General features: G+C 71.8%; 24 protein-coding genes and 1 tRNA gene. 12 read left to right on the top strand and 13 right to left on the bottom strand.

Going from position 1 to position 22,791, the window contains the following annotated elements; genetic code table 11:
• Nucleotides 1–304: 304 nt before the first annotated feature.
• Nucleotides 305–1,630, bottom strand: coding sequence for a tetratricopeptide repeat protein (locus ACFWFZ_RS13800; protein ID WP_387121311.1), 1,326 nt, complete (start codon nt 1,628–1,630; stop codon nt 305–307).
• Nucleotides 1,631–1,881: 251 nt separating this feature from the next.
• Between ACFWFZ_RS13800 and ACFWFZ_RS13795 the strand changes: the two genes are divergently transcribed.
• Together ACFWFZ_RS13795 and ACFWFZ_RS13790 are read left to right on the top strand one after the other, a co-directional pair.
• Nucleotides 1,882–2,301, top strand: a complete 420-nt coding sequence (locus tag ACFWFZ_RS13795) for a hypothetical protein (RefSeq protein WP_387121308.1) — start codon at nt 1,882–1,884, stop codon at nt 2,299–2,301.
• Between the two features lie 34 nt (nt 2,302–2,335).
• The gene (locus ACFWFZ_RS13790; RefSeq protein ID WP_387121305.1) at nt 2,336–3,214 is read left to right on the top strand and encodes a spermidine synthase; all 879 of its coding nucleotides are present in this window, start codon (nt 2,336–2,338) and stop codon (nt 3,212–3,214) included.
• A gap of 17 nt (nt 3,215–3,231) precedes the next feature.
• Here the strand turns inward: ACFWFZ_RS13790 and ACFWFZ_RS13785 are convergent, their stop codons facing one another.
• Nucleotides 3,232–4,128 carry a LysR family transcriptional regulator gene (locus tag ACFWFZ_RS13785; RefSeq protein ID WP_387121302.1) on the bottom strand — a complete coding sequence of 299 codons (897 nt, stop codon included), beginning with the start codon at nt 4,126–4,128 and terminating at the stop codon, nt 3,232–3,234.
• A gap of 146 nt (nt 4,129–4,274) precedes the next feature.
• Here ACFWFZ_RS13785 and ACFWFZ_RS13780 point away from each other — a divergent pair, with 146 nt between their 5' ends.
• Nucleotides 4,275–4,688, top strand: a complete 414-nt coding sequence (locus tag ACFWFZ_RS13780; RefSeq protein ID WP_387121299.1) for a hypothetical protein — start codon at nt 4,275–4,277, stop codon at nt 4,686–4,688.
• Nucleotides 4,689–4,765: 77 nt separating this feature from the next.
• On the opposite strand, the gene ACFWFZ_RS13775 is transcribed toward ACFWFZ_RS13780, so the two are convergent.
• A complete protein-coding gene (locus ACFWFZ_RS13775; protein ID WP_387121296.1) occupies nt 4,766–5,308 on the bottom strand; it encodes a hypothetical protein in 543 nt (180 codons plus the stop codon).
• A gap of 79 nt (nt 5,309–5,387) precedes the next feature.
• On the opposite strand from ACFWFZ_RS13775, the gene ACFWFZ_RS13770 reads away from it, so the two are divergent.
• From ACFWFZ_RS13770 to ACFWFZ_RS13750, 5 genes are read left to right on the top strand one after another with little or no spacing between them, the layout of a single operon-like run.
• Complete coding sequence (locus tag ACFWFZ_RS13770; protein WP_202201451.1) at nt 5,388–6,077, top strand: response regulator transcription factor; 690 nt, start codon at nt 5,388–5,390, stop codon at nt 6,075–6,077.
• 7 nt (nt 6,078–6,084) lie between these two features.
• Entirely contained in the window at nt 6,085–7,491 is a 1,407-nt protein-coding gene (locus ACFWFZ_RS13765; protein ID WP_387121292.1) for a sensor histidine kinase, read from the top strand.
• Nucleotides 7,492–7,543: 52 nt separating this feature from the next.
• Entirely contained in the window at nt 7,544–7,708 is a 165-nt protein-coding gene (locus ACFWFZ_RS13760; protein WP_387121289.1) for a DUF5993 family protein, read from the top strand.
• A 2-nt stretch (nt 7,709–7,710) separates the two neighbouring features.
• Nucleotides 7,711–8,370, top strand: a complete 660-nt coding sequence (locus tag ACFWFZ_RS13755) for a disulfide bond formation protein B (RefSeq protein WP_387121351.1) — start codon at nt 7,711–7,713, stop codon at nt 8,368–8,370.
• Nucleotides 8,371–8,430: 60 nt separating this feature from the next.
• Nucleotides 8,431–9,093 (top strand): NADPH-dependent F420 reductase, encoded by a 663-nt coding sequence (locus tag ACFWFZ_RS13750; protein WP_387121286.1) that lies wholly within the window; start codon nt 8,431–8,433, stop codon nt 9,091–9,093.
• Nucleotides 9,094–9,225: 132 nt separating this feature from the next.
• Here ACFWFZ_RS13750 and ACFWFZ_RS13745 read toward each other — a convergent pair whose 3' ends face one another.
• A complete protein-coding gene (locus tag ACFWFZ_RS13745; RefSeq protein ID WP_387121283.1) occupies nt 9,226–9,726 on the bottom strand; it encodes a MarR family winged helix-turn-helix transcriptional regulator in 501 nt (166 codons plus the stop codon).
• Nucleotides 9,727–9,845: 119 nt separating this feature from the next.
• Here ACFWFZ_RS13745 and ACFWFZ_RS13740 point away from each other — a divergent pair, with 119 nt between their 5' ends.
• A complete protein-coding gene (locus ACFWFZ_RS13740) occupies nt 9,846–10,664 on the top strand; it encodes an NAD(P)H-binding protein (protein WP_387121280.1) in 819 nt (272 codons plus the stop codon).
• A gap of 2 nt (nt 10,665–10,666) precedes the next feature.
• Here the strand turns inward: ACFWFZ_RS13740 and ACFWFZ_RS13735 are convergent, their stop codons facing one another.
• The 4 genes from ACFWFZ_RS13735 to ACFWFZ_RS13720 are packed head-to-tail and all read right to left on the bottom strand — an operon-like array spanning nt 10,667 to nt 15,195.
• Nucleotides 10,667–12,058 (bottom strand): GH1 family beta-glucosidase, encoded by a 1,392-nt coding sequence (locus tag ACFWFZ_RS13735; protein WP_387121348.1) that lies wholly within the window; start codon nt 12,056–12,058, stop codon nt 10,667–10,669.
• A 26-nt stretch (nt 12,059–12,084) separates the two neighbouring features.
• Nucleotides 12,085–12,909: a carbohydrate ABC transporter permease gene (locus ACFWFZ_RS13730; protein WP_387121277.1), complete on the bottom strand. Its 825-nt coding sequence runs from the start codon at nt 12,907–12,909 to the stop codon at nt 12,085–12,087.
• Nucleotides 12,906–13,901 carry a carbohydrate ABC transporter permease gene (locus ACFWFZ_RS13725; protein ID WP_387121274.1) on the bottom strand — a complete coding sequence of 332 codons (996 nt, stop codon included), beginning with the start codon at nt 13,899–13,901 and terminating at the stop codon, nt 12,906–12,908. The genes ACFWFZ_RS13730 and ACFWFZ_RS13725 overlap by 4 nt, the downstream gene beginning before the upstream one ends.
• 7 nt (nt 13,902–13,908) lie before the next feature.
• Nucleotides 13,909–15,195 carry an ABC transporter substrate-binding protein gene (locus ACFWFZ_RS13720; protein WP_387121345.1) on the bottom strand — a complete coding sequence of 429 codons (1,287 nt, stop codon included), beginning with the start codon at nt 15,193–15,195 and terminating at the stop codon, nt 13,909–13,911.
• 167 nt (nt 15,196–15,362) lie between these two features.
• Here ACFWFZ_RS13720 and ACFWFZ_RS13715 point away from each other — a divergent pair, with 167 nt between their 5' ends.
• Nucleotides 15,363–16,406 (top strand): LacI family DNA-binding transcriptional regulator, encoded by a 1,044-nt coding sequence (locus ACFWFZ_RS13715; protein ID WP_387121271.1) that lies wholly within the window; start codon nt 15,363–15,365, stop codon nt 16,404–16,406.
• Between the two features lie 70 nt (nt 16,407–16,476).
• Here ACFWFZ_RS13715 and ACFWFZ_RS13710 read toward each other — a convergent pair.
• The 4 genes from ACFWFZ_RS13710 to ACFWFZ_RS13695 form a co-directional block, all read right to left on the bottom strand.
• Nucleotides 16,477–16,549: transfer RNA gene (locus ACFWFZ_RS13710), tRNA-His, on the bottom strand.
• Between the two features lie 104 nt (nt 16,550–16,653).
• The gene (gene orn / locus ACFWFZ_RS13705) at nt 16,654–17,247 is read right to left on the bottom strand and encodes an oligoribonuclease (protein ID WP_387121268.1); all 594 of its coding nucleotides are present in this window, start codon (nt 17,245–17,247) and stop codon (nt 16,654–16,656) included.
• Nucleotides 17,248–17,352: 105 nt separating this feature from the next.
• A complete protein-coding gene (locus tag ACFWFZ_RS13700) occupies nt 17,353–18,525 on the bottom strand; it encodes a helix-turn-helix domain-containing protein (RefSeq protein WP_362632390.1) in 1,173 nt (390 codons plus the stop codon).
• 376 nt (nt 18,526–18,901) lie between these two features.
• Nucleotides 18,902–19,327 (bottom strand): hypothetical protein, encoded by a 426-nt coding sequence (locus ACFWFZ_RS13695; protein ID WP_387121265.1) that lies wholly within the window; start codon nt 19,325–19,327, stop codon nt 18,902–18,904.
• A gap of 323 nt (nt 19,328–19,650) precedes the next feature.
• Between ACFWFZ_RS13695 and ACFWFZ_RS13690 the strand changes: the two genes are divergently transcribed.
• Nucleotides 19,651–20,184: a universal stress protein gene (locus ACFWFZ_RS13690; protein WP_030655530.1), complete on the top strand. Its 534-nt coding sequence runs from the start codon at nt 19,651–19,653 to the stop codon at nt 20,182–20,184.
• 98 nt (nt 20,185–20,282) lie between these two features.
• Entirely contained in the window at nt 20,283–20,852 is a 570-nt protein-coding gene (locus ACFWFZ_RS13685) for a GPR1/FUN34/YaaH family transporter (RefSeq protein WP_387121262.1), read from the top strand.
• A 72-nt stretch (nt 20,853–20,924) separates the two neighbouring features.
• On the opposite strand, the gene glmS is transcribed toward ACFWFZ_RS13685, so the two are convergent.
• The gene (gene glmS / locus ACFWFZ_RS13680; protein WP_387121259.1) at nt 20,925–22,742 is read right to left on the bottom strand and encodes a glutamine--fructose-6-phosphate transaminase (isomerizing); all 1,818 of its coding nucleotides are present in this window, start codon (nt 22,740–22,742) and stop codon (nt 20,925–20,927) included.
• Nucleotides 22,743–22,791 lie beyond the last annotated feature (49 nt).

Raw genomic sequence — 22,791 nt, 5'->3', positions numbered from 1 at the left:
CGCGCGAGCCGAGGAGACACTCCGGCGGGGCACCACCCCACACCACCCAGCCCCGCCGGCGATTGAGGCGCGGGGCCTGGGGCAGAGCCCCAGCACCACCCACCGGCCCGCAGCCGAAACACCGACGGCAGCCGAACCGCACAGCCCGGGGCGCAGCCCCAGCAGCCACCGGCCGCAGCCGAACCGCAGGGCACGGGCAGAGCCCCAGCACCACCCACCGGCGGGCAGCCGGGTTAGCGACAGCCGAAACACCGACGGCAGCCGAACCGCGGAGCCCCAGGACACCGGCCGGAGCCGAGCGGCGTTACGCAGAGGCGTGGCGCGCCAGGAACGCACCCACGCGCGGAGACCGCTGGTGGGGGACAAGGACCGCGGCCGTCCCCGCGAGCATCGACCGCACCCGCGTCGACTGCACGTCGGCCAGCAGGTCCAGCACCCGCCCACCCGCCCAGGCGGCCTCGTCGGGCGCGTCCGCCCGCGCGAGGTCGCCGGCCAGCTCGGCGGTGTACAGCGCCACGTTCCGGGCGAAGTGCGGATCCTGCAGGTCCGCCGCCCGCCGCGCGTGCCGGGCCGCACGGGCGTGCTCCCCGAGCGCCGACCAGCAGCGGGCCTCCAGTGACTCCAGCTCGGCCTCGCCGAAGAAGGACATCCACTCGGGGTCGGCCTGCGCCGGTCCCCGGGAGAACTCCCGGTGGGCCCGCGTCAGCGACTCCTCGCAGGCCTTGCGGTCGCCGAGCCCCGCCCACCCGCCGGCCTCCCGCAGGGCGAGCAGCGCCAGCAGCCGCGGCGAGCCGAGGCAGGACGCGGCGCGCCGGCCCGCCTGGGCCGCCCGTACCGCCTCGCGCGAGCGACCGGTGTCCCGGGCCAGGAACGACATGTTGCTGAAGGCGTGCGCCTCCAGGCTCGCGTCCCGGGCCACCCGGGCCGTGGCCAGCGCCTCCGCGTAGTGCGAGCGGGCGTCGTCGAAGCGGCCGGAGTCGTGGGCCAGCCAGCCGACCGAGACGGCCAGTTCACCGGCGCCCGAGTGCAGCCGGTCCTCGGTGGACTGCCGGGTGGCACCGGCGTCGAGCAGGGCGTAGGCGGTGCGCAGGGGTTCTGACGCCTTGCGGTAGAGCGCGTCCGCCCCGTGCCGGTCGTCCAGCAGCCTGATCCGGCGTACGGCGTCCTCGACGGCGGCCGCCTCGGACTCGCCTGCGCGCGCGGGCAGCCGGCGGGTGTCGCCGAGCAGGGTGAGGCTGAGCGTCGCGGCCGCCACGGTCGCGGAGCCGCCCGCCATGAACGCGCGACGCAGCACGTCGCTCTCCTTGGCACTGGAAGGGGAACGGGGGACGGGGCCGGACAGGGGGTGCGGGCTGCGCTGCGCCGAGCGCCCGCGGACGCTCTCGCGGGGGGAGAAGCCCAGGTCGGCCAGGGTGCGGCCGGGAAACATGTGGAGGAAGACCCGCTCGTAGGCGTAGTTGGGGCAGCGGATCTCGCCGGACTCGACCCGGCCGATGTAGCGCGCGTCGCAGGAAACCGTTTCTCCGATCTCCTTCGCCGCCCGTCGTACCAGGGCCGCGAACTCGGCAGGGGAGTGCTGACCGCGCAGCCGCCGGAACGTGGAGTTGGGTGAGTGGGGGAACGCCGCCATGGACGTGACCTCTCTGGCAAGGAACGCAGCGCCGGTGCGGTGGGTGGTGGAGTGGGGCCCGGCGCGCATGAACGTACCGCCAGCGACGGGGTGTTCACGCGATGTTTAGCTACAAAACGGATATCTCACCCGCGATCCGCCATGAACTGCCATCCTTTGCGGCGTCTTGGTGCCGCACCCGTTGACGTTCCCGTGCGTTGAACTCATGCGGACACGGATCGAGGAGGGGTTTCCCCTTGGTGGAGGCCGGCATGCAGATCACTGGAACGAACACCGCACCCGAGCCCGGCGCGGCCCCGACCCCGGACCTGGACCTGGACCTTGACCTGGTGACCGTGCCCGCCCGCCAAGGCCTGGAGGCGGTGGACATCATCCGTCGCGCCGCCGGCCGGTCCGGCCCGGTGGGGCCCGTTCTGCACGACGGGTCCGGCGACACCCTCGGCTTCCTCGTCCCGCCCGGCACCGCCGACGCGTGGGACCTCCCGGGCAGTGCGTGTACGCAGTCCGACGGGCGGGGGATGCGCTTCGGCGACGCAGTCTCGCCCACCGCGGGCGCCACGGGCTGGCTGCTCCCGCCGGAGGCCGTCGGGCCGGTCACCGACCCCGAGGTGCTGCGTGCGGCGCTCGGCGAGGCGGCCCGGCTGATCGAGGCCGCGGACAACTGCCGCTGACCGCTCCCGGCCGGCCGCCCCGCACAATGGGGTGGTGGCAGGCAAGGACAGGAACAAGGGCAGGCAGCGCGGGCGCGGCGGCGCGGAGGCGGTCGTCGGGCAGGTGGACGGCGGCCGGGCGGAGCTGGAGCCGGACCGCGAGCGCCCCGGGGCCTGGACCCTGCTGATCGACGGGGCCCCGCAGTCGCATGTCGACCTGGACGATCCCGCGTACCTGGACTTCTCCTACCAGCGGCGGATCGGCCATCTCATCGATCTCGTCGCGCCCCCCCGGCAGCCCCTGAACGTGGTGCACCTGGGCGGCGGTGCCTTCACCCTCGCCCGCTACACGGCCGCGTCCCGCCCTCGTTCCACCCAGCAGGTCGTGGAGATCGACGCCGCCCTGGTGGCCTTCGTACGGGAGCACCTGCCGCTGGACCCGCAGGCGCGGGTCCGGGTCCGGGCGGTGGACGCGCGGGCCGGTCTGGCCAAGGTGCCGGACGGCTGGGCGGACCTGGTGATCGCGGACGTGTTCAGCGGGGCGCGTACCCCGGCGCACCTGACGAGCGCCGAGTTCCTGGACGAGGTACGCCGGGCGCTGGCGCCCACCGGGTGGTACGTCGCGAACCTCGCGGACGGTCCGCCGCTGACCCATCTGCGGAGCCAGATCGCGACGGCCGCGTCCCGGTTCACGGAACTGGCGCTGGCCGCGGATCCGGTGGTGTGGCGGGGGAAGCGTTTCGGCAATGCCGTGCTGGTGGCGGCCGACCGGGAGCTGCCCGTCGCGGAATTCACCCGCCGGGTCGCCGGCGACCCGCATCCGGGCCGGGTCGAGCACGGCCGGGCGCTGGCGGACTTCGCGGGCGGCGCGGCTCCGGTCGCCGACGCCTCCGCGGTGGCCTCGCCGCGGCCGCCGTCCTCCGTTTTTCGTTAGCGCCGCGGCGGGACTGGTCAGCCGGGCGTGACCGTCCGGCAGGGCCGCAGTTCCCGTACCACGTCGGCGAAGGCGTGCACGAGCTCGTTCCGGCCCGTGGTGGGCCACACAAGTGCCCACTGAGTGGTCGGGGCGTCCCGGATCGGCAGGTAGGTGATGTCGGGGTAGGGGAAGTACCGGGTCCAATGCTGGTGCAGGGGGCTGACGACCTGACCTTCGCCGATGAGGGCGAGGACCTCCTGGAGAGTGCGCGCGGTCGGACCTCGCCTGATGAGGCGTCCGGCGGGTGTCCGTCGCGGGGTCAAGGACTCCACCCAGTAGGGCGGCGCCAGGTGACCGAGGTCGACGACGCGGTAGCCGCCGAGTTCCTCCCACGAAACGGAATCGAGGTCGGCCATGCACGACCCGGTCGGAACGGCGAGCACGCGCCCCTCGGTCAACATCACGGGGCCGACGGTCACGTCGGATTCCGTGACCGGAAGCCACAGGATTTGCGCGTCCACCTCATTGGTGCGAAGAGGGCCGAGCGGATCGGAAAGGCGGGATTCTATCAACTCGACGGAAATGTTCTGATGGCGTGACCTGAATTCTTCGATCAAAGGCCGAATCTCATGCGCCATGGCTCCGAGGAACCCGACCCGTAATGGTCCGCGCATTCCGCAGGCTGCCGTGCGGGCCCTCTCCGTCGCCGCATGGAACAGCTCCCGGGCATGCGAAAGGTCCTCGCGTAGGCGGTGGCCGATCGGGGTGAGGTGCACGGTGCGCGTGGTGCGCTCGAACAGGGCTGCGCCGATGGCCCGTTCCAGCTTGCGAACGACCTGGCTGACCCGAGCCTGGGAGAGGTGCAACCGCTCGGCCGTCCGCCCGAAGTGGAGCTCGTCTGCCAGCGTCAAAAAGACGTCCACATCCCGCATTTCCAACGCAGCCCCCCGGCTCGGCGATAATTCCCGCTTATGGAATTACGCCCAGACTGCACGTCGATGCTTCCCATGTCACTTCGATAACGTCCGTGTCGTCCGGCCGAGTACGTCACGTTCGAAACGAAGGAGCCAGAAGCATCATGGGCAAGCTCAGCACGTTCGCCGCCGCGGCGGCTTCCGCGACCGCTCTCGTCGCCCTCGCCGGGGCCCCCGCCAGCGCCGCCGACACGGCGTACAACACGCGGGAGGTGACCCTGACCGCGACCCCGAACGCGAGCATGCCCAGCGCCTGCGTGTCCCGGGACATCTATTTGGCGACGGGGAACTACAAGTGGTCGCAGGTCCTCAACAACGCGCGGATCCCGAACCGTGACATCTTCATCGCAGCCGGCTGGTACACCTGGAGCGACTGCATGATCCCCTACAACGGGTACTACAACCAGCACTCCTGGCTGTCCAAGCCGGGCTCGCCGATGGCCACCCTGGCCGACACCAACCAGCTGCACCTGTCGGGGACCTACACCTTCGGATCAGAGCTCGACCCAAGCTTCTGATCCTCGGCGGCCCCTCAGTGCGCCCGGGGCGGGCATAGTCCCGGGCGCACCGGCGTCGCCCCAGGCGACCGGGGCCCTCAGGGGTCGACGGTCTCGACCATCGGCGGGTGGTCGTGCCAGGTGCAGAACACCGACACCTCACGGCCGTCCCGGGTGAAGGTGACCCGGATCCAGAAGTCCTGCTTCCACACCTGCATCCGCCAGCCGGCCGCCGGCGTCGCCGAGACCAGCTCGGCCGACGACGCGCCGAGGGAGAAGGTGACCCTGCCGCCGGAGACCGGATACGCCCGCACCCTCCCCGCCCCCTGGCCACCCGCCTGCTGCCGGTCGTCCGGGGAGGCGGGGGGCTTCTGCGACGGCTTGTCGGCCAAGGCCCCGGCGGCCGGTGACGCGGACGGGCCGGGCGCCTGGGAGGGCGAGGCGGACGGGGACTGCGAGGGGGAGTCCGAAGGCTGTGCGCTGCGGGTCGAGGAGGACAGCGGCTGGCCGGCCAAGGGCACCGCGAGCGGCGGATCGTAGGCCGTGCCCGACATGACGGTGTGGACGCCCCACCAGCACAGCGTCACCGCCGCCCCGGTCGCGAGCATCCAGGCCATGGCATGTACAAGTCCTTTTTGCATCACGGCCCATACTGCACCACGCGCCCCAAGAGTGGCCCGACACCCCGCGCGGTCGCCCGGATGGACTACGGTGCCGCCCATGGCAAGTGTGCTCGTGGTCGAGGACGACCAGTTCGTACGTTCCGCCCTCATCCGGCACCTGACCGAGGCCTCGCACACCGTGCGCAGCGTCGGTACGGCCCTGGAGGCCCTGCGCGAGGTCGCGCACCACCGCTTCGACGTGGTCATCCTCGACCTCGGCCTGCCCGACCTGGACGGATCCGAGGCGCTCAAGATGCTGCGCGGCATCACCGACGTCCCTGTGATCATCGCCACCGCGCGCGACGACGAGGCGGAGATCGTCCGGCTGCTCAACGACGGCGCCGACGACTACCTGACCAAACCTTTCTCCGTCGAACACCTCTCCGCCCGGATGGCCGCCGTCCTGCGCCGCGCGCGGGCCGCCGCCGGGGCCGAACCGCCTTCGCGCGTCCTGCGCGTCGGCGGCCTCGCCATCGACCCGCTGCGCCGCCAGGCCGAGCTCGACGGGGCGGTACTGGACCTCACCCGCCGGGAGTTCGACCTACTGGCCTTCCTCGCCGGCCGGCCGGGCGTGGTCGTGGCCCGGCGCGAACTGCTCGCCGAGGTCTGGCAGCAGTCGTACGGGGACGACCAGACCATCGACGTCCACCTGTCCTGGCTGCGCCGCAAGCTCGGCGAGACCGCCGCCCGCCCGCGGTACCTGCACACCCTGCGCGGGGTCGGCGTGAAGCTGGAGCCACCGCGGTGATGCCGCGATGAGATGGGCCCTTGTCAAGGTGTGCCTCGCGGTCACGGCCATGGTGGTCGTGGCCTTCGCCGTACCGCTCGGGCTCGTCGTCCAGGAGATGGCCAGCGACCGGGCGTTCTCCAACGCCGAGCGGCAGGCCGCCACCATAGGGCCCACCCTGTCGATCACCACCGACCCGCTGCAGCTGCGCAAGGCGGTGGAGTCCACGCAGATGGGCGCCGCCCGGCGGATGGCCGTGCACGTGCCCGCGATCGGCGACAGCGCGCGCGTGAGCATCGGCGAGGGCCGGGCCGGCGAGCGCGCCGTCGCGGAGACCCGGCGGATGGGGCGGGCCACGACGGCCAAGGTGTCCGGCGGAGGCTCCGCGCTGCTCCAGCCGATCGCACTGGGGTCCGGCGACATCGCCGTGGTGGAGATCTTCGTACCGGAGAGCGAGGTCAGCAACGGCGTCGCCACGGCCTGGCTGGTCCTCGCGGGCGTCGGAATCGCCCTGATCGTCGGCTCGGTCGCGGTCGCCGACCGGCTCGGCGCCCGGCTCGTCCGGCCGGCCGAGCGGCTCGCGGACGCCGCGCACCAGCTCGGTGAGGGACGGCTCGGGGCGCGGGTGCCCGAGGCCGGGCCGAAGGAACTGCGCTCGGCGGCCCTGGCCTTCAACGCGATGGCGGACCAGGTCGTCGAACTCCTCGCCAACGAACGGGAGCTGGCCGCCGACCTGTCGCACCGGCTGCGCACCCCGCTGACCGTGCTGCGGCTCAACACGGCCTCCCTCGGTGACGGCCCGGCCGCCGAGCAGACCCGGGCGGCCGTGGAGCAGCTGGAGCGCGAGGTCGACACGATCATCCGTACGGCCCGAGAGCAGCGACCGGCCACCGGCCTGGTCGGCGCGGGCGCGGGGGCGGGATGCGACGCCTCCGAGGTGATCCGCGACCGGATGGACTTCTGGTCGGCGCTCGCGGAGGACGAGGGCCGCGAGGTGCGGCTGGCGGGTGTGGACCGTACGGTACGCATCCCCGTGGCGCGGCCCGAACTGGCCGCCGCCCTCGACGCCATGCTCGGCAACGTCTTCCGGCACACCCCCGAGGGCACCCCCTTCGCGGTGGACGTCCACGACGCGGGCGACGCGGTGATCGTGCTCGTCTCGGACGCGGGCCCCGGCATCTCCGACCCGGACGCCGCCCTGCGCCGCGGCAACGACGGCGGCCGGGACGGGTCCACAGGCCTCGGCCTGGACATCGTGCGCCGGGTCGCGGAGTCGACCGGAGGCGACGTCCGGCTGGGGCGCTCGGTCCTCGGCGGCACCGAGGTCCGGGTGTGGATCGGCCTGGACGGCCGGAGCTCGGGCGGCCCGGGCGCGGGGCGGCCCGGCCGCGGCCGACGCGGCAACCGACGTAACCGGGGGCGCGCCACGCCGTGAGCGGGGGCGCGCCTAGCAGGCGGGATGTCCTCGTCTCGGTACGGTCCGCGGCATGGACACCCTCATCTTCGGCGGGCTCCTCGCCACGCTGATCGCCATGTACCGGGAGACGTCCCGGATGGTCGTGCTCGGGGCGTGGTGGGTCATGCTCATCGCCGTCTTCCTGCTGATGGCGCACCACATCACCGGCAGCCTGGCTCTGACGCTGAGCTGGTGACGATGGCCACGATCGAGAGCCTCGTCCCGGAGACCGCGCCCGACGCCGCGCCGCCGGGCAAGGTCCAGTACTGGTTCGCCTGCCTCTTCGCCATCGGCTGGACGGGTGTGGTCTGCGTCGGCCTCTTCCAGCAGTTCAGGGCATGGGAGCATCCGTCCCCGCTCTGTGTCGTGCAGCGGATGTTCATGCTGCTGGCGGCGATGGGCGCGGCGTACATCGTCCGGACGGCGCTGCTGCGCGGCTCGGTGACGGGCCGCCACTACATGACGGGCTGGGGCCTGGCGCTGGTCGCGGCGGCCGGAGGCTCCTTCGCGGCCTGGCGGCAGACGACGCAGCACATCCTGCCGGGCGCCAAGGGGTACGGGAGCGAGGTGCTCGGCCTGCATCTGTACGTGTGGGCCCTGATCCTCTTCCAGGCCTCGGTGCTCGTCATCGGCGTCGTCCTGGCCACCGCGCACACCACGGCGGACCGCAGCGTCCCGGCGACGGGGCCGGGGCTGCTGCGGGCGGCGGGCATGTTCGCGCTCTGGTTCCTGGGCGTCGTCATCGCCGTGAACCTGGTGGTCGTCTTCCTGGAGGAGGGCTATCACTGGTTCCTCCCGGACGACCCGGACCGGTACCGGTTCTTCTACGAGGTGGGGATGCCGGACGCCCGGCCCTGATCCGACGGACAGTCCCTGGGGGCCCGCCGGGCTCCCGTACCGACCGGAAGGAAGCAGCAGATGCGCTACGCAGTCCTCGGCACCGGGATCGTCGGCCGCACGGTGGCCGCCCGGCTCGACTCCCTGGGCCACCAGGTCGTCATCGGGACCCGGGACCCCGGCGCCACCCTCGGCCGGGCCGAGTACTCGGACTGGCAGGAGGTCCACCCCGGGATCGGGCTGGCCGGCTTCGCCCAGGCCGCGGGGGACGGCGAGATCCTGGTCAACGCCACCGGCGGGCAGGTCAGCATCGCCGCGCTGACGGAGGCGGACGCCGCGCACCTGGAGGGCAGGATCCTCATCGACATCGCGAACCCGCTGGACTTCTCGGGTGGTTTCCCGCCGGGTCTGGACCCGGTGGACGACGACAGCCTGGGCGAGCTGATCCAGCGGACGTTCCCGGGGCTGCGGGTGGTCAAGACGCTGAACACGATGAACTGCCAGATCATGGTGGACCCGGCGCGGGTCGCCGGCGAGCACCACGTGTTCGTGTCGGGGGACGACGCGGACGCCAAGAAGGTGGTGCGAGAGCTGTTGTACTCCTTCGGATGGCCGGAGGCGAGCGTCCTCGACCTCGGCGGCATCGAGACGGCCCGGGGTGCGGAGATGCTGCTGCCGCTCTGGCTCCGCCTGATGGGCGCGCTCGGCCACACGGACTTCAACTTCCACATCCAGGGCGCCTGACGGGGCGCCGCCGGCACGCCTGATGGGACGTCGGCCGGGAGGCCTTGCGGGGCAGGGCGGGGCGGGGCGGGGCGGCGGGGCAGGGCGGGTTGGGCGGAGCCGGGGGATCCGTACGGCGCCGCGGCAGGGCCGTCAGTCGGGCTCGCCGGAAGTCAGCCGCTTGGCCTGGGCCCGTCCCACCTCGGCTGCGCGGTGCAGGTAGTCGGCGATGACGGCGAGTTCGGAGTCGGAGTAGCCCTCCAGTACGGCGCCGAAGGCGCGGCCCGGGGTGTCCCACGCCGCGCCGATGCGCCGGCGCGCCTCGGGGGAGAGGGCCACGAGGGAGCGGCGGCGGTCGTTCGGGTCTGTCCGCCGTTCGACGATGCCCGCTTTGACCATCCGGTCGACGAGGCGGGTGGCCGAGCCCGAGGTCAGGCCGGTGAGTCGGGCGATGTCGCCGGTGCTGACGGGGCCGGGCTCCATGTCGAGGAGGGCGACGCACTGCATGTCGGTGGGGTGCAGACCGACCGAGTCGGCCATGGCCTGGTTGAAGAGGGAGTAGTCGGCGTAGTGCCGCTGGCTCTCGGTGACGATGCGCGCGAGCAGCTCGGCGCGGCTCCACTCATCACCCGTACGAGGGGAATCGGTTGACATCGGATTCTCCGTGCTCCAAATTTATCTGTGTGACGCAGAGAGTGTGTAGTGCGGAATCTGTGTCGCGTAGCAATTCTAGCGTCACTCGGCACCACCACTCCAGAAAAGGGGAATCAGCCATGCCCATGCTTGTGACCGGCGGCCGCGGTGCCGTCGCCCGCTCTCTCTGCGGCCTCCTCGCCGCCCGTGGCATCCCCTACCGCCTGGGCTCCCGTGAACGGGGCACCCCCGATGCGGTCCACTGCGACCTCACCGATCCGGCGACGTTCCCCGGCGCCCTCGCCGGCATCCGCTCCGTCTTCCTCTACGCCGAGGCGTCCGGCATCGAAGCCTTCGTCAAGGAGGCCGTCACGGCAGGGGTGGAGCACGTCGTGCTCCTGTCTTCATCCTCGGTACTCGCCCCGTATGCCGCCGACAGCCCGCTGTCGTCCTCCCACCTCGTCGTCGAGCAGGCTCTGTCGGCCTCCCCACTGCGCACCACCCTGCTGCGGCCCGGGGCCTTCGCGAGCAACGCCCGGGGCTGGGCCTGGTCGCTGAAGTCGGGGCGACCGGTCCGCCTGCCCTACCCCGGCGGCCACTGCGACCCCGTGCACGAGGCCGACCTCGCCGAGTCGGCCCTCGCGGTCCTCACCGATCCGGCCCTGGCAGGCCGCGCGTACACGCTGACCGGCCCGCAGTCGCTGACCTTCGCCACCCAGCTCTCGATACTCGGCGAAGTCCTCGGCCGGCCCATACCCTTCGAGGCCGTATCGGCCGAGCAGTGGAAGGCCGAGGTGGACGGCTGCATCCCCGGCCCCTACGCCGACGCGCTCCTGGAGTACTGGGCGTCCACCGACGGCCTCCCGGTCGAGATCACCGGCGCCGTCGAGCAGCTCACCGGCCACCCGGCCCGCACGTTCAGGACCTGGGCCGAGGACCACGCCGGCGTCTTCGCGTGACGCTACATGGCCCCCTTACGGGCCAGGCGGGCGTACCAGTGGGCGCTGGAGCGCGGCGTGCGGACCTGGGTCTCGTAGTCGACGTGCACGATGCCGAAGCGCTTGCTGTATCCGTAGGACCACTCGAAGTTGTCCAGCAGCGACCAGAGGAAGTAGCCGCCCACGGGGGCGCCGTCCGCCAGCGCGCGGTGGACGGCGGCGAGGTGGGCCTCCAGGTAGGCGATGCGCTGCGGGTCGTCCAGGTCCGGGGCGTAGGCCGCGCCGTTCTCGGTGACCATCAGCGGCAGGCCGGGTGCCTCGCGGGTGAAGCGCATCAGCAGGTCGTACAGGCCGGTCGGGTCGATCGACCAGCCCATGTCGGTCTGTTCGCCGGGCGGCTGGTGGAAGGCCACCGTGTCCGCGGCGGGCCAGGGGGAGTGGGAAGTGGCGCCGTGGCCGTCGGCGCGCGGGCCGCTCCCGTCCGGGGCCGCCGACACCACCGCCGGGGTGTAGTAGTTCACGCCGAGGAAGTCCAGGGGCTGGCGGATCAGCGCCTCGTCGCCGGTGCGGACGAACGACCAGTCCGTCAGGGCGGCGGTGTCCGCGAGCAGGTCCTGCGGGTAGGCGCCGTGCAGCAGGGGCCCGGTGAAGATGCGGTTGGCGAGCGCGTCGATACGGCGGGCCGCGTCCAGGTCGGCCGCCGAGCCGGTCAGCGGCCGCACCGCGCTGGGGTTGAGCGCGATGCCGGCCCGGGTGCGGGCCGGCAGGGCGGTCGCGGCCAGGCCGTGGGCCAGGTTGAGGTGGTGGGCGGCGCGCAGCGAGTCGGCGGGAGAGGTGCGGCCGGGGGCGTGGACGCCGGAGGCGTAGCCGAGGAAGGCGCTGCACCAGGGCTCGTTGAGGGTGGTCCAGAGCTCCACGCGGTCGGCGAGGGCGTCAGCGACCTGCCCGGCGTACCGGGCGAAGGCGTAGGCGGTCTCCCGCTCCGGCCAGCCGCCGGCGTCCTCCAGCTCCTGCGGGAGGTCCCAGTGGTAGAGCGTCACGCAGGGCTGGATGCCGTGGGCCAGCAGCTCGTCGACCAACTCGTCGTAGAAGCCGATCCCGCCGGCGAGGACGCGTGGCCAGGACACGGAGAACCGGTAGGCGCCGAGCCCCAGTTCGGCCATGAGCGCGACGTCCTCGCGCCACAGCCGGTGGTGGTCGACCGCGACGTCGCCGGTGTGGCCGCCGTACACCTTGCCCGGGGTGCGGCAGAAGGTGTCCCAGATGGACGGCCCGCGCAGGGCGGCCGCGCCCTCGATCTGGAATGCCGCCGTGGCCGTGCCCCACAGGAACCCGTCGGGGAAGCGGAGTTCCCCGGCCTGCTCCGTCGGCTTCGGCGTGTGCGACCCGCTCGGAGTGTGTGGCGTGTTCGACATGTCCGTCGTGTGCATCGGGGTGTCAGTCATCCCTTTACCGCTCCCTGCATGATGCCGCCGACGATCTGGCGGCCGAAGACGAGGAACACCAGCAGCAGCGGAAGCGTGCCCAGCAGCGCACCCGCCATGATCACCGACTGGTCGGGGATGTAACCCCGGCCCAGCCCGGTCAGGGCCACCTGTACCGTCGGGCTGCCGTTCTGGGTCAGCGCGACGATCGGCCAGAAGAAGTCGTTCCAGGACATGACGAAGGTCAGCATCCCCAGTACCGCCATCGCCGGCCGGGCCGCGGGGAAGACCACGTGCCACATGACCCTCAGGGAGCTCGCCCCGTCGGTGCGGGCCGCCTCCACCAGTTCCGTCGGCAGCGCGTGCACCAGGTACTGGCGCATGAAGAACACCCCGAAGGCGCACACCAGGGACGGCAGGACCACCGCCTGGAGCCGGTCGGTCCACGACAGCTTCGCGATCAGCATGTACAGCGGCACCACGCTCAGCTGCGGCGGGATCAGCATCGTCCCCACCACCAGCGCCATCAGCATCCGCCGTCCGCGGAAGCGGAGTTTGGCGAAGGCGAAGCCCGCCAGGGTGGAGAAGAGCACCGTCCCGACGGTGACGCTGCCCGCCACGATCACCGTGTTCAGCAGGGCCGTGCCCATGTTGGCGTCGGTCCAGGCGATCTGCAGGTTGCGTCCCAGGTTCCCGCCGAACCAGAACGGCGGCGGGGTCTGGGCCAGCCGCGTGTTGGTGCGGGAGGCCGCGACCGCCGTCCACAGGAGAGGGAAGAGCGAACCGGCCGTGAAGAGGCCGAGCACCACATAGGTGAGCCGGCCCGCGCGCAGCGTTCTCATCGCGAGTCCCCCCGTCCGCGCAGCAGCCGCGCTGCTCCGGCGATCAGCAGCAGGATCAGGAACATCGCCCAGGCGATCGCCGAGGCCCGCCCCAGGTGCAGGTTCACCCAGCCCTGCTCGTACAGGTACAGCCCGAGCGTCTGGAACTGGTGGTCCGAGCCGCCCGTCGCGCCCGCCCCGCCGTTGAACAGCAGCGGCTCACCGAACAGCTGGGTCGCCCCGATCGTCGACACCACACAGGTGAAGAGGATCGTCGGCCGCAGCGAGGGCACGGTGACGTGCAGGAACTGCTGCCAGCGCGAGGCGCCGTCCAGCGCGGCCGACTCGTACAGCTCGCCCGGCACGGCCTGCATGGCCGCCAGGTAGATCAGCGCGTTGTAGCCGGTCCAACGCCAGATCACGATGGTGGACACCGCCAGCTGGGAGGCGAAGGTGCCGTTCTGCCAGTCCACCGCCCCGAGGCCGACCGCCGAGAGCGCCCAGTTGATCATTCCGTAGTCCCGGCCGAAGAGCAGCACGAAGACGAGGGTGGCCGCCGCCACGGAGGTGGCGTACGGGGTGAGCACGGCGACCCGGAAGAACGCCGAGCCCCGCAGCCGGTAGTTGAGCAGATGGGCCACGCCCAGCGCGATCGCCAGCTGCGGCACCGTCGAGAGCAGGCCGATGGTGACGGTGTTGCGCAGCGCGTTCCAGAAGAACTCGTCGTCCCACAGCCGGGTGAAGTTGCGCAGTCCCACCCACGTCATGCTGTCCGGATCGGTCAGCTCCACCTGGTGCAGCGCCGCCCAGCCCGTGTACAGCAGCGGGAACAGCCCGAAGACGGCGAAGAAGAGGAAGAAGGGCGCCACGAAGGCGTACGGGCTCCAGCGCAGGTCCCAGCGGTAGCGGCGCGAGCGCCACACCTGGCCGGGCCGGCCCCGGCCGCCCCCCTCCGCCGCCGGCCGCTCCGGGGCGGCGGCGGAGGGGGACAGGAATGCCGTCTCGTCCGTCACCGGCGCCTCACTGGTCCAGGGCGTTGTCGATGGCCTTCACCGCGGCCTCCCAGCCCTCCTGCGGGCTGCGGCCCTTCTGGTCGACCTGCAGCATCCCGATGTCCGCGAGGTTCTGTGCGATCACCAGGTCCTTCGGGCCGACCACCGTCACCGGAATCCCCTGGGCGGCCTTCGAGAAGATCTCGCCGATCGGGGCCCCGCCGAAGTACTCGTGCTTCGCCCCCGACACCGCCGGCAGCTGGTACGCGGCGCTCGCGCTCGGGAAGCTGCCCCGCTTCTCGAAGAGCTTCGCCTGCTGCTCCGGAGCCGTCAGCCAGGCCGCGAGCTTCGCCGCCTCCTGGGCGCGCTTGCCCGCCTTCGGGACCACCAGGAAGGAACCGCCCCAGTTGCTGGGCTTCGGCGCCTGCGCCACGTCCCACTTGTCCTTGCCCGACGGACCCGCCTTGTCCTGGATGTAGCCGAGCATCCAGGCCGGGCAGGAGACCGTCGCGAAGGCGCCGTTGGCGAAGCCCTGGTCCCAGCCCGGGGTGAACTGCTGCAGCTTGGCGCTCAGCCCCTCGGTGGCGAAGGACGCCGCCAGGTCGAAGGCCCCGCGCACCGCTGGGTTGGTCTTGTAGACGACCTTGCCCTGCTCGTCGTAGAACCGCTGGGCGCTGCTGCCCGTCACCGCGGCCATGACGCCCGACGCCGAGTCCACGAAGGCCTTGCCGTCGCCGGCCTTCGCCTTGTACGCCTTGCCCGTCTCCAGGTACTTGTTCCAGTCGCCCGCCCACAGCGCGCCGACCGCCTCCCGGTCCGAGGGCAGCCCGGCCGCCTCGAACAGGTCCTTGCGATAGCAGATGCCCTGCGGGCCTATGTCGGTGCCGAGGCCGACGGTGGCCCCGCCCTTCGCCGCGGGCGCCGTGCCCTGCGCCCACTTCCACGGCAGGTACGCGGCCTTGTCCACGCCGGGGGTCTTGCCCAGGTCCACCAGCTTGTCGGCCTGGGTCGCGGTGATCTCGGCGATGTTGTTGACCTCGACGGCCTGGATGTCGGCGAGCCCGCTGCCCGTACCCAGGTGGGTGAGGAGCTGGGGGTAGTAGTTCTCGTTGCGCTCGATGGAGGTCTGCTCGATGCGGATCCCCGGATTCTGTGCCATGTACTCGTCGTAGAGCCCGGCCTCCTGGAGGCCGAAGGCTCCGAAGACGCCCACCGTCAGGGTGGTCTTCGCCTTTCCGTCGGCCGAGGAGCCGGACTTCGGGTCCGTCTCGGGGTCCTGCGCGCACCCTCCGAGCAGCAGCGCGGCGGCGCCCATGGTGGCGGCCGCCGTGAGGAGGCTTCTTCGGGCTCGTGCTCGGGCCGGGGGTTGGGCTCGCATGGTTCCTCCCTGAAGGGTGGGCGACAACGTGGGGGTGTCGTGTGACACAGTGTGGGAGCGCTCCCACAGTAGTCAAGGGGTAGATTCACAACCGGGAGGAAACCATGAACGGGCATGGGCGCAGTGGGGGACGGCCGACCCTGGAAGAGGTCGCGGCACGCGCCGGGGTCGGGCGCGGCACCGTGTCCCGGGTGATCAACGGGTCATCCAAGGTCAGCGAGCAGACCAGGGCCGCCGTCGAGGCGGCCGTGACCGAGCTGGGGTACGTACCGAACCGCGCGGCCCGCGCCCTCGCGGCCAACCGCAACGACGCCATCGCCCTCGTGATCCCCGAGCCCGAGGCCCGGTTCTTCGCCGAGCCGTACTTCTCCGAAGTGGTCCGCGGGGTCGGTGCCGCCCTCGCGGAGACCGACATCCAGCTCGTCCTCACCCTGGCCGGCAGCGACCGCGAGCGCCGCCGCCTCGCGCAGTACCTCTCCGGGCACCGCGTCGACGGCGTGCTGCTGGTCTCCGTGCACGCCGGGGACCCGCTCCCGGAGCTGCTGGCCGAGCTGGGCATCCCGACGGTGATCAGCGGCCGCCGCTCCGGCGCCGAGACGCTGCCCTGCGTGGACTCCGACAACCTGGCGGGCGCCGCCGAGGCCGTACGCCACCTGCTCGACCGGGGCCGCCGTACGATCGCCACGATCACCGGCCCGCTGGACGTGTACGGGGCCCGCTGCCGGCTCGACGGCTACCGGCAGGCCCTGGCCGCCGCCGGGCGGCCCGTCGACGAGCGGCTGGTCGCGGTCGCCGACTTCACCGAGGAGGGAGGCCGCCGGGCCATGCGCGAGCTGCTCGAACGCAGCCCCTCCCTCGACGCGGTCTTCGCCTCCTCCGACGTCATGGCGGCGGGCGCCCGGCGGGAGCTGCGTGCCGTCGGGCGCCGGATCCCGCAGGACGTGGCACTGGTCGGCTTCGACGACTCGGTGGTGGCCCGGCACATGGACCCGCCGCTGACCAGCGTCCGCCAGCCCATCGAGGAGATGGGCCGGACCATGGCGAAGATGCTGCTGGAGCGCGTCGCGGGAGGGCGGGGGAGCGCCGGGAGCACGGGCGGGCCGACGGTCGTCCTGCAGAACAGGCTGGTGGTCCGGGAGTCGTCCTGACCGTCATGGCCCGCCCCCGGGACATGCAGAAGGCCCCGGTCCGCTTCCGCGTACCGGGGCCTTCCCGCAGGGTGAGTGACGGGACTTGAACCCGCGGCCACCTGGACCACAACCAGGTGCTCTACCAACTGAGCTACACCCACCATGTCCGGTCGAAACCGACCGGCCGAAGAAAAGGGTACAGGGTCCGGGAGGGTGCTCGCTCCACCCTTTTCCCGCACCCCCTCCGGAGGGCCGGCGCGGAAACCTAGGACGTGTGCTTGGCCGCGATGCTGCGGGCCGTGTCCGAGTCGGGCCCGGGCTGCGGCACGAAGACCGCCTCCCGGTAGTAGCGCAGCTCGGTGATGGAGTCCTTGATGTCCGCCAGCGCCCGGTGGTTGCCGTTCTTCGGGGGGCTGTTGAAGTACGCCCGCGGGTACCAGCGGCGCGCCAGCTCCTTGACCGAGGACACGTCCACGATCCGGTAGTGCAGGTAGCTCTCCAGCGCGGCCATGTCGCGCAGCAGGAAGCCGCGGTCGGTGCCGACCGAGTTCCCGCAGAGCGGAGCCTTGCGCGGCTCCTTCACGTGCTCCCGTACGTACGCCAGGACCTGCGCCTCGGCATCCGCGAGGGTGGTTCCGCCGGCCAGCTCGTCGAGCAGGCCGGAGGCGGTGTGCATCTCGCGGACCACGTCGGGCATGGTCTCCAGGGCCGCGTCCGGCGGGCGGATCACGATGTCCACGCCCTCGCCGAGCACGTTGAGTTCCGAGTCGGTGACCAGTGCGGCCACCTCGATAAGTGCGTCGTCCGTCAGCGAGAGCCCGGTCATCTCGCAGTCGATCCACACCATGCGATCGTTCATGTGTCCCACCTTATGCGGTCCCTTGCGGAGCGGACCGCATATGCGGAAGGTCCCCCGTCGGCGGTGACCGACGGAGGACCTTCGCTGTCGTACCCGTGGTGGGGGTTACGCGTGTTCCCGCAGGACCCGGCCCGGGGCGTACAGCTCCGTTACCGTGGGACCCGCCGCGGCCAGGGCCGCCGCTGCCCGGTGGGGCTGCGGAGTGCGCTGGTGCGGAACCGGCCCGCTTGAGATCTCCGAGACCTGCGCCACGTCTGCCTGCGGGCGGCGTGCCCGGTAGGCGGAGCGGTACGCGGCCGGGGAGGACCCCAGCTGCCGCCGGAAGTGGCCGCGCAGGGCGACCGGCGAGCGGAACCCGCAGCGTCCGGCGACCTCGTCGACCGAGTAGTCGGAGGTCTCCAGCAGCCGCTGGGCCTGGAGCACCCGCTGCGTGATCAGCCACTGGAGCGGCGCGCTGCCGGTGAGCGAGCGGAACCGCCGGTCGAAGGTGCGCCTGCTCATGTAGGCGCGGGCGGCCAGCGTCTCCACGTCGAACTGCTCGTGGAGGTGTTCCAGCGCCCAGGCGACGACCTCGGCCAACGGGTCGGCGCCGATCTCCTCCGGCAGCGACCGGTCGAGGTAGCGCTCCTGGCCGCCGGTGCGGCGCGGCGGCACGACGAGCCTGCGGGCCAGGGCCCCGGCCGCCTCGCTGCCGTGGTCGGTGCGCACGATGTGCAGGCACAGGTCGATTCCGGCCGCCGTGCCCGCGGACGTGAGCACGTCGCCGTCGTCGACGAACAGTTCGCGCGGGTCGACATGGACGGACGGGTAGCGCTTGGCCAGCGTCGGCGCGTACATCCAGTGCGTCGTCGCGGGCCGGCCGTCCAGCAGACCGGCGGCCGCGAGCACGAAGGCCCCGGTGCACAGTCCGACGATCCGGGCCCCCTCCTCGTGCGCCAGACGCAGTGCGTCGAGCGCCTCCGGAGGCGGCGGTGAAGTGATGGAGCGCCAGGCGGGAACGACGACCGTGCCTGCCCGGGCGATCGCCTCCAACCCGTACGGCGCGGTCAGTTCGAGTCCGCCGGTGGTCCTGAGCGGACCGTCCTCACCGGCGCACACGAGCAGTCGATAGCGTGGAACTCCCGCGTCCTGCCGGTCAATGCCGAACACGGATAGTGGAATGGAGCTCTCGAAGATCGGTCCGCCGCTGAAGAGCAGCACCGCGACGATCTCCCTGCGGCGACGCCCCGCGAGCTTCCGGCCGGCGTCTGCGACGACGGCGGTGGAATCCTGGCTCATGGCGCTAAGCCCCCCTTGGGTGTCGCGACTCCTTGGTCTGGTCGCACCTGCACGTTTCCCCTCGGCCTTGCACGTGGATCCCCCGCCGTAAATACATGATCGAATCTACTGCGTCCCGTGGTGTCGGCGTGACAAGTTCAGCACGCAGCGCTATGTCGACTTCTCAACTTGGCGAAAAGCATTCGATCAGGAAGCGTTCCACTCCGCTACCCGGGTGGGAAGCTCGGAACGCGGCTGTGGCCAGTACCCGTAGGGCCGAAAAGCCCCCCGGCGAATCTCGTCGCTGGTGGTGGGGGGATCAGGGGGACATTCCGGCAAGGGGGGCACCCTGCCGGGAAGTTGGCTTAAAACGTGCGGGTGTGGGTGTGCGAATGAGTCAGTCGTGCGGGGACGCGGAGTCGGAGGTGCGGCAGCCCCGGCGGCGCGGGGTGCCGCCGCGTGAGTGCCGCCGGCGGTGTGCGGACGCGGGGCGCTCCTGCGCGCGGACGCGGGCCGCGGCCCGTTCCGAGTGCCGCAGCAGGACCAGGCAGGCGGCCGTGACGACGAACAGGCCGAGGGTGGCCACCGCCGCCCCGCCCACGGAGGTGCCGTAGACGACGAGGACCACCGGGACGAGCAGGCAGCTGAAGGCCGCCCAGCGCACGACGTCACCCGCGGGGTCGTCATGCGGGCGCCCCGAGGGCCGCACGGACGGGTGAAGCGGCTGGCGCGCAGAGGCGGCGAAGTGCGCGCCAGGGTCGGGGAAGTGGACGGACTGGGTCGGCTGAGCTGGCTGGTCGGGGTCAACCGGATGGCCGGGCACGGCGTACTCCCTGCGGGCTCTTCCTGAACGGTCGGACGCGTGTCCAACGCCGCCCGGCGGGGCTCGGTCACTGCGCGCACGGGTGGCAACTCCCCGCTGCCGTCACTGGCTGTAGGGGTCAGCGGCCATTGCCAAGGCGCGCTCGCTCCGGCATGCTCCCTGGGACGCTCTCCAAGTGCGGCAAGCCCTGTGCAGGACAGGAGTGTCGCCGTACCCTGGAGGGTATGGGCTTGGGAAGATGCTTCCCGGACAGAGCTCCGTCACACTGCGTCGCCGATTTCGCCCCTGTTGCTTCCTCCAAGGACCTCTTCGCCGAGACACCCATGGCCGGTCACGAATTCTCCGAACCCGCGGACCGCAAGCGCAAACGGCTCGCCGACCCCGCGTCGGCCGCCGAGCTGCGCGCGGTGGAACAGACACGCTCGCCCTGCGACCCGGCCTTCCGGCATGGCGTCGTGGTGGGATTCGACGGATCCACCTCCAGTGAGCGCGCGCTCGCCTATGCGATCGGCATGGCCCGCCGCTCCGGATCCGGCCTGATCATCGTCCATGTCGCCAACCGGCTGCCCACCACCGTGTGGGCCGGCTGCGAGCCGCCCGTCTTTGTGGACGTGCCGGACCACCGCACCGAGGTGCTCGGGCTGGAGCTCGCCTGCGCCGACTATCTGGCGGAAGTGCCGTGGATCCTGGTCGAGCGCGGCGGTGACATCTGCCATGAGCTGGAGGAGGTCGGCCGGGAGTATTCGGCCGACGCCATCGTGGTCGGCTCCACGCACGGCATCGTCGGCCGGATCTTCGGCTCGGTGGCCGGCCGGCTGGCCAAGCGCGCACAGCGACCGGTTGTTGTCATTCCGTGACCGGCTGGCAAGTCGATTGTGCGGTTGTGCCCCCGTGTAAAGGGTAGATAAATGCTGCTGGGACGCAGCAAACAACTGCAGATCGAAGGGAGCCCGCCGTGGACAATGGTGTCTCTGCGGGAAGCACGGCCTCGACTTCTACCCTCGGGAACATCGCCCTGGGTCTGACCCTTCTCGCATTCGGTATCGGCCACACCGGTGTCATCGACGGTGTGTCCGCTGCCAGCTCCGTGTCGCTCGCGATGTACGTCGGCGGCGCCGCCCTCTTCCTCCTGGGCCTCCTGGAGTACCGCGGCGGCAGCGGATTCAACGGCACCGCGTTCGCGGGCCTGGGCATCTTCTGGTTCACGTGGGCCAAGGGGGCCGGCGGTTCGGTCTCCGGCGAGGCCGCCGGAACGTTTCTTGTCCTGTTCGCCATGCTCGCGCTGACCCTGACGGTCGCCGCCGCGAGCGGCCTGTTCAGCCAGGGCGTCTACGGCCTGCTGACCCTCTCCCTCGTCCTGCTCGCCGTAGCCTCGTTCATGGACGGCGGCGCGCTGGCCAAGGCGGGCGGCTGGGTCGCCGCGGTCGCCGGACTGCTGGCCTGGTACGGGGCCACCGCGGTCCTGGCGCACTGGCCGATGGCCCTCGGCAGGGCCCGGCGCGGCGGCGCGGTCGCCGCGGGCTGAGCGCGGTACGTGGAGGGCCCCCGTGCGCGGTGCGCACGGGGGCCCTCCCGTCTCCGGCGGCAGCCGTGGCTGCTACTCGACGGTGACCGACTTCGCCAGGTTGCGCGGCTTGTCGATGTCCCGGCCCATGGCCAGGGCCGTGTGGTACGCCAGCAGCTGGAGCGGGATGCCCATGAGGATCGGGTCCAGCTCGTCCTCGTTCTTCGGGACCACGATGGTGTGGTCCGCCTTCTCCTGCTCGCGGTGGGCGACCGCGAGGATCCGGCCGCTGCGGGCCTTGATCTCCTCCAGCGCCGCGCGGTTCTTCTCCAGCAGGTCGTCGTCCGGGACGATCGCGACCGTCGGCAGCGAGGGCTCGATCAGGGCCAGCGGGCCGTGCTTGAGCTCGGAGGCCGGGTAGGCCTCGGCGTGGATGTAGGAGATCTCCTTCAGCTTGAGGGAGGCCTCCAGCGCCACCGGGTAGCCGCGCACCCGGCCGATGAACATCATCGACTTGGCCTCGGCGAACTCGGCCGCGAGCTTCTTGATGTCCTCTTCGCCGTCGAGGATCTCCTGGATCTGCGCGGGCAGCCTGCGCAGGCCCTCGATGATCCGCTTGCCGTCGGTGACCGACAGGTCCCGGATGCGGCCCAGGTGCACGGCGAGCAGCGCGAAGGCCACGACCGTGTTGGTGAAGCACTTGGTGGAGACGACGCAGACCTCGGGGCCGGCGTGCACGTACACGCCGCCGTCGGCCTCGCGGGCGATCGCGGAGCCGACCACGTTGACGACGCCGAGGACGCGGGCGCCCTTGCGCTTGAGCTCCTGCACCGCCGCGAGGACGTCGTAGGTCTCACCCGACTGGGAGACCGCGATGTAGAGGGTGTCGGGGTCCACGACCGGGTTGCGGTAGCGGAACTCGGAGGCCGGCTCGGCGTCCGCGGGGATGCGGGCCATGCCCTCGATGAGGCCGGCGCCGATCAGGCCCGCGTGGTACGAGGTGCCGCAGCCCAGGATCTTGACCCGGCGGATACCGCGCGCTTCGCGCGGGTCCAGGTTCAGGCCGCCCAGGTGGACCGTGCTGAAGCGGTCGTCGATCCGGCCGCGCAGCACGCGGTCGACCGCGTCGGGCTGCTCGGAGATCTCCTTGTGCATGTAGGTGTCGTGACCGCCCATGTCGTAGGAGGCGGCCTCCCACTCCACGGTCTCCGGGGTGGCGTTGGTCGTCGTGCCGCTCGTGGTGTACGTGCGGAAGTCGTCGGCCTTCAGGGTGGCCATCTCGCCGTCGTTCAGGGTGACGACCTGGCGGGTGTGGGCGATCAGCGCGGCGACGTCGGAGGCGACGAGCATCTCCTTCTCGCCGATGCCGAGGATGACCGGCGAGCCGTTGCGGGCGACGACGATGCGGTCGGTGAAGTCGGCGTGCATCACGGCGATGCCGTAGGTGCCGTCGATGGCCTTGACGGCCTCGCGGACCTTCTCCTCCAGGGTGTCGGCCTGGGAGCGGGCGATCAGGTGGGTGATGACCTCGGTGTCGGTCTCGGACGCGAAGACGACGCCCTCGGCCTCCAGCTTGGCGCGCAGCTCGGCGGCGTTGTCGACGATGCCGTTGTGGACGACGGCGACCTTGTTCTCCGGGTCCAGGTGCGGGTGCGAGTTCACGTCGCTCGGGGCGCCGTGCGTGGCCCAGCGGGTGTGGGCGATGCCGGTGGTGCCGGCGAAGCGCTTGGGGACCCGGGCCTCCAGGTCGCGGACGCGGCCCTTGGCCTTGACCATCTTGAGCGCGCCGGCCTTCGGGCTGTTCACGACGATGCCCGCGGAGTCGTACCCGCGGTATTCCAGCCGCGCCAGGCCCTCCAGCAGCAGCGGTGCCACATCACGCTTTCCGATGTAACCGACGATTCCGCACATACGGTTTTGCCCCTCCTGAAGTTCGGTTCGTGTACCCGTCACCCGCCGC

Source organism: Streptomyces sp. NPDC060232 (assembly GCF_042726555.1).
Taxonomy (GTDB): Bacteria; Actinomycetota; Actinomycetes; order Streptomycetales; family Streptomycetaceae; genus Streptomyces.
The sequence above is the reverse complement of the archived record's forward strand: the minus strand, read 5'-3'. Positions and strand labels throughout refer to the sequence as shown.

Excerpts from the sequence above, each read along its gene's own strand:
- ACFWFZ_RS13800 (WP_387121311.1), bottom strand. The coding sequence starts at position 1,630 with ATGGCGGCGTTCCCCCACTCACCCAACTCCACGTTCCGGCGGCTGCGC.
- ACFWFZ_RS13795 (WP_387121308.1), top strand. The coding sequence starts at position 1,882 with ATGCAGATCACTGGAACGAACACCGCACCCGAGCCCGGCGCGGCCCCG.
- ACFWFZ_RS13785 (WP_387121302.1), bottom strand. The coding sequence starts at position 4,128 with ATGCGGGATGTGGACGTCTTTTTGACGCTGGCAGACGAGCTCCACTTC.
- ACFWFZ_RS13780 (WP_387121299.1), top strand. The coding sequence starts at position 4,275 with ATGGGCAAGCTCAGCACGTTCGCCGCCGCGGCGGCTTCCGCGACCGCT.
- ACFWFZ_RS13775 (WP_387121296.1), bottom strand. The coding sequence starts at position 5,308 with ATGCAAAAAGGACTTGTACATGCCATGGCCTGGATGCTCGCGACCGGG.
- ACFWFZ_RS13770 (WP_202201451.1), top strand. The coding sequence starts at position 5,388 with ATGGCAAGTGTGCTCGTGGTCGAGGACGACCAGTTCGTACGTTCCGCC.
- ACFWFZ_RS13765 (WP_387121292.1), top strand. The coding sequence starts at position 6,085 with ATGAGATGGGCCCTTGTCAAGGTGTGCCTCGCGGTCACGGCCATGGTG.
- ACFWFZ_RS13760 (WP_387121289.1), top strand. The coding sequence starts at position 7,544 with ATGGACACCCTCATCTTCGGCGGGCTCCTCGCCACGCTGATCGCCATG.
- ACFWFZ_RS13755 (WP_387121351.1), top strand. The coding sequence starts at position 7,711 with ATGGCCACGATCGAGAGCCTCGTCCCGGAGACCGCGCCCGACGCCGCG.
- ACFWFZ_RS13750 (WP_387121286.1), top strand. The coding sequence starts at position 8,431 with ATGCGCTACGCAGTCCTCGGCACCGGGATCGTCGGCCGCACGGTGGCC.
- ACFWFZ_RS13745 (WP_387121283.1), bottom strand. The coding sequence starts at position 9,726 with ATGTCAACCGATTCCCCTCGTACGGGTGATGAGTGGAGCCGCGCCGAG.
- ACFWFZ_RS13740 (WP_387121280.1), top strand. The coding sequence starts at position 9,846 with ATGCCCATGCTTGTGACCGGCGGCCGCGGTGCCGTCGCCCGCTCTCTC.
- ACFWFZ_RS13735 (WP_387121348.1), bottom strand. The coding sequence starts at position 12,058 with ATGTCGAACACGCCACACACTCCGAGCGGGTCGCACACGCCGAAGCCG.
- ACFWFZ_RS13730 (WP_387121277.1), bottom strand. The coding sequence starts at position 12,909 with ATGAGAACGCTGCGCGCGGGCCGGCTCACCTATGTGGTGCTCGGCCTC.
- ACFWFZ_RS13720 (WP_387121345.1), bottom strand. The coding sequence starts at position 15,195 with ATGGGCGCCGCCGCGCTGCTGCTCGGAGGGTGCGCGCAGGACCCCGAG.
- ACFWFZ_RS13715 (WP_387121271.1), top strand. The coding sequence starts at position 15,363 with ATGAACGGGCATGGGCGCAGTGGGGGACGGCCGACCCTGGAAGAGGTC.
- orn (WP_387121268.1), bottom strand. The coding sequence starts at position 17,247 with ATGAACGATCGCATGGTGTGGATCGACTGCGAGATGACCGGGCTCTCG.
- ACFWFZ_RS13700 (WP_362632390.1), bottom strand. The coding sequence starts at position 18,525 with ATGAGCCAGGATTCCACCGCCGTCGTCGCAGACGCCGGCCGGAAGCTC.
- ACFWFZ_RS13690 (WP_030655530.1), top strand. The coding sequence starts at position 19,651 with ATGGCCGGTCACGAATTCTCCGAACCCGCGGACCGCAAGCGCAAACGG.
- glmS (WP_387121259.1), bottom strand. The coding sequence starts at position 22,742 with ATGTGCGGAATCGTCGGTTACATCGGAAAGCGTGATGTGGCACCGCTG.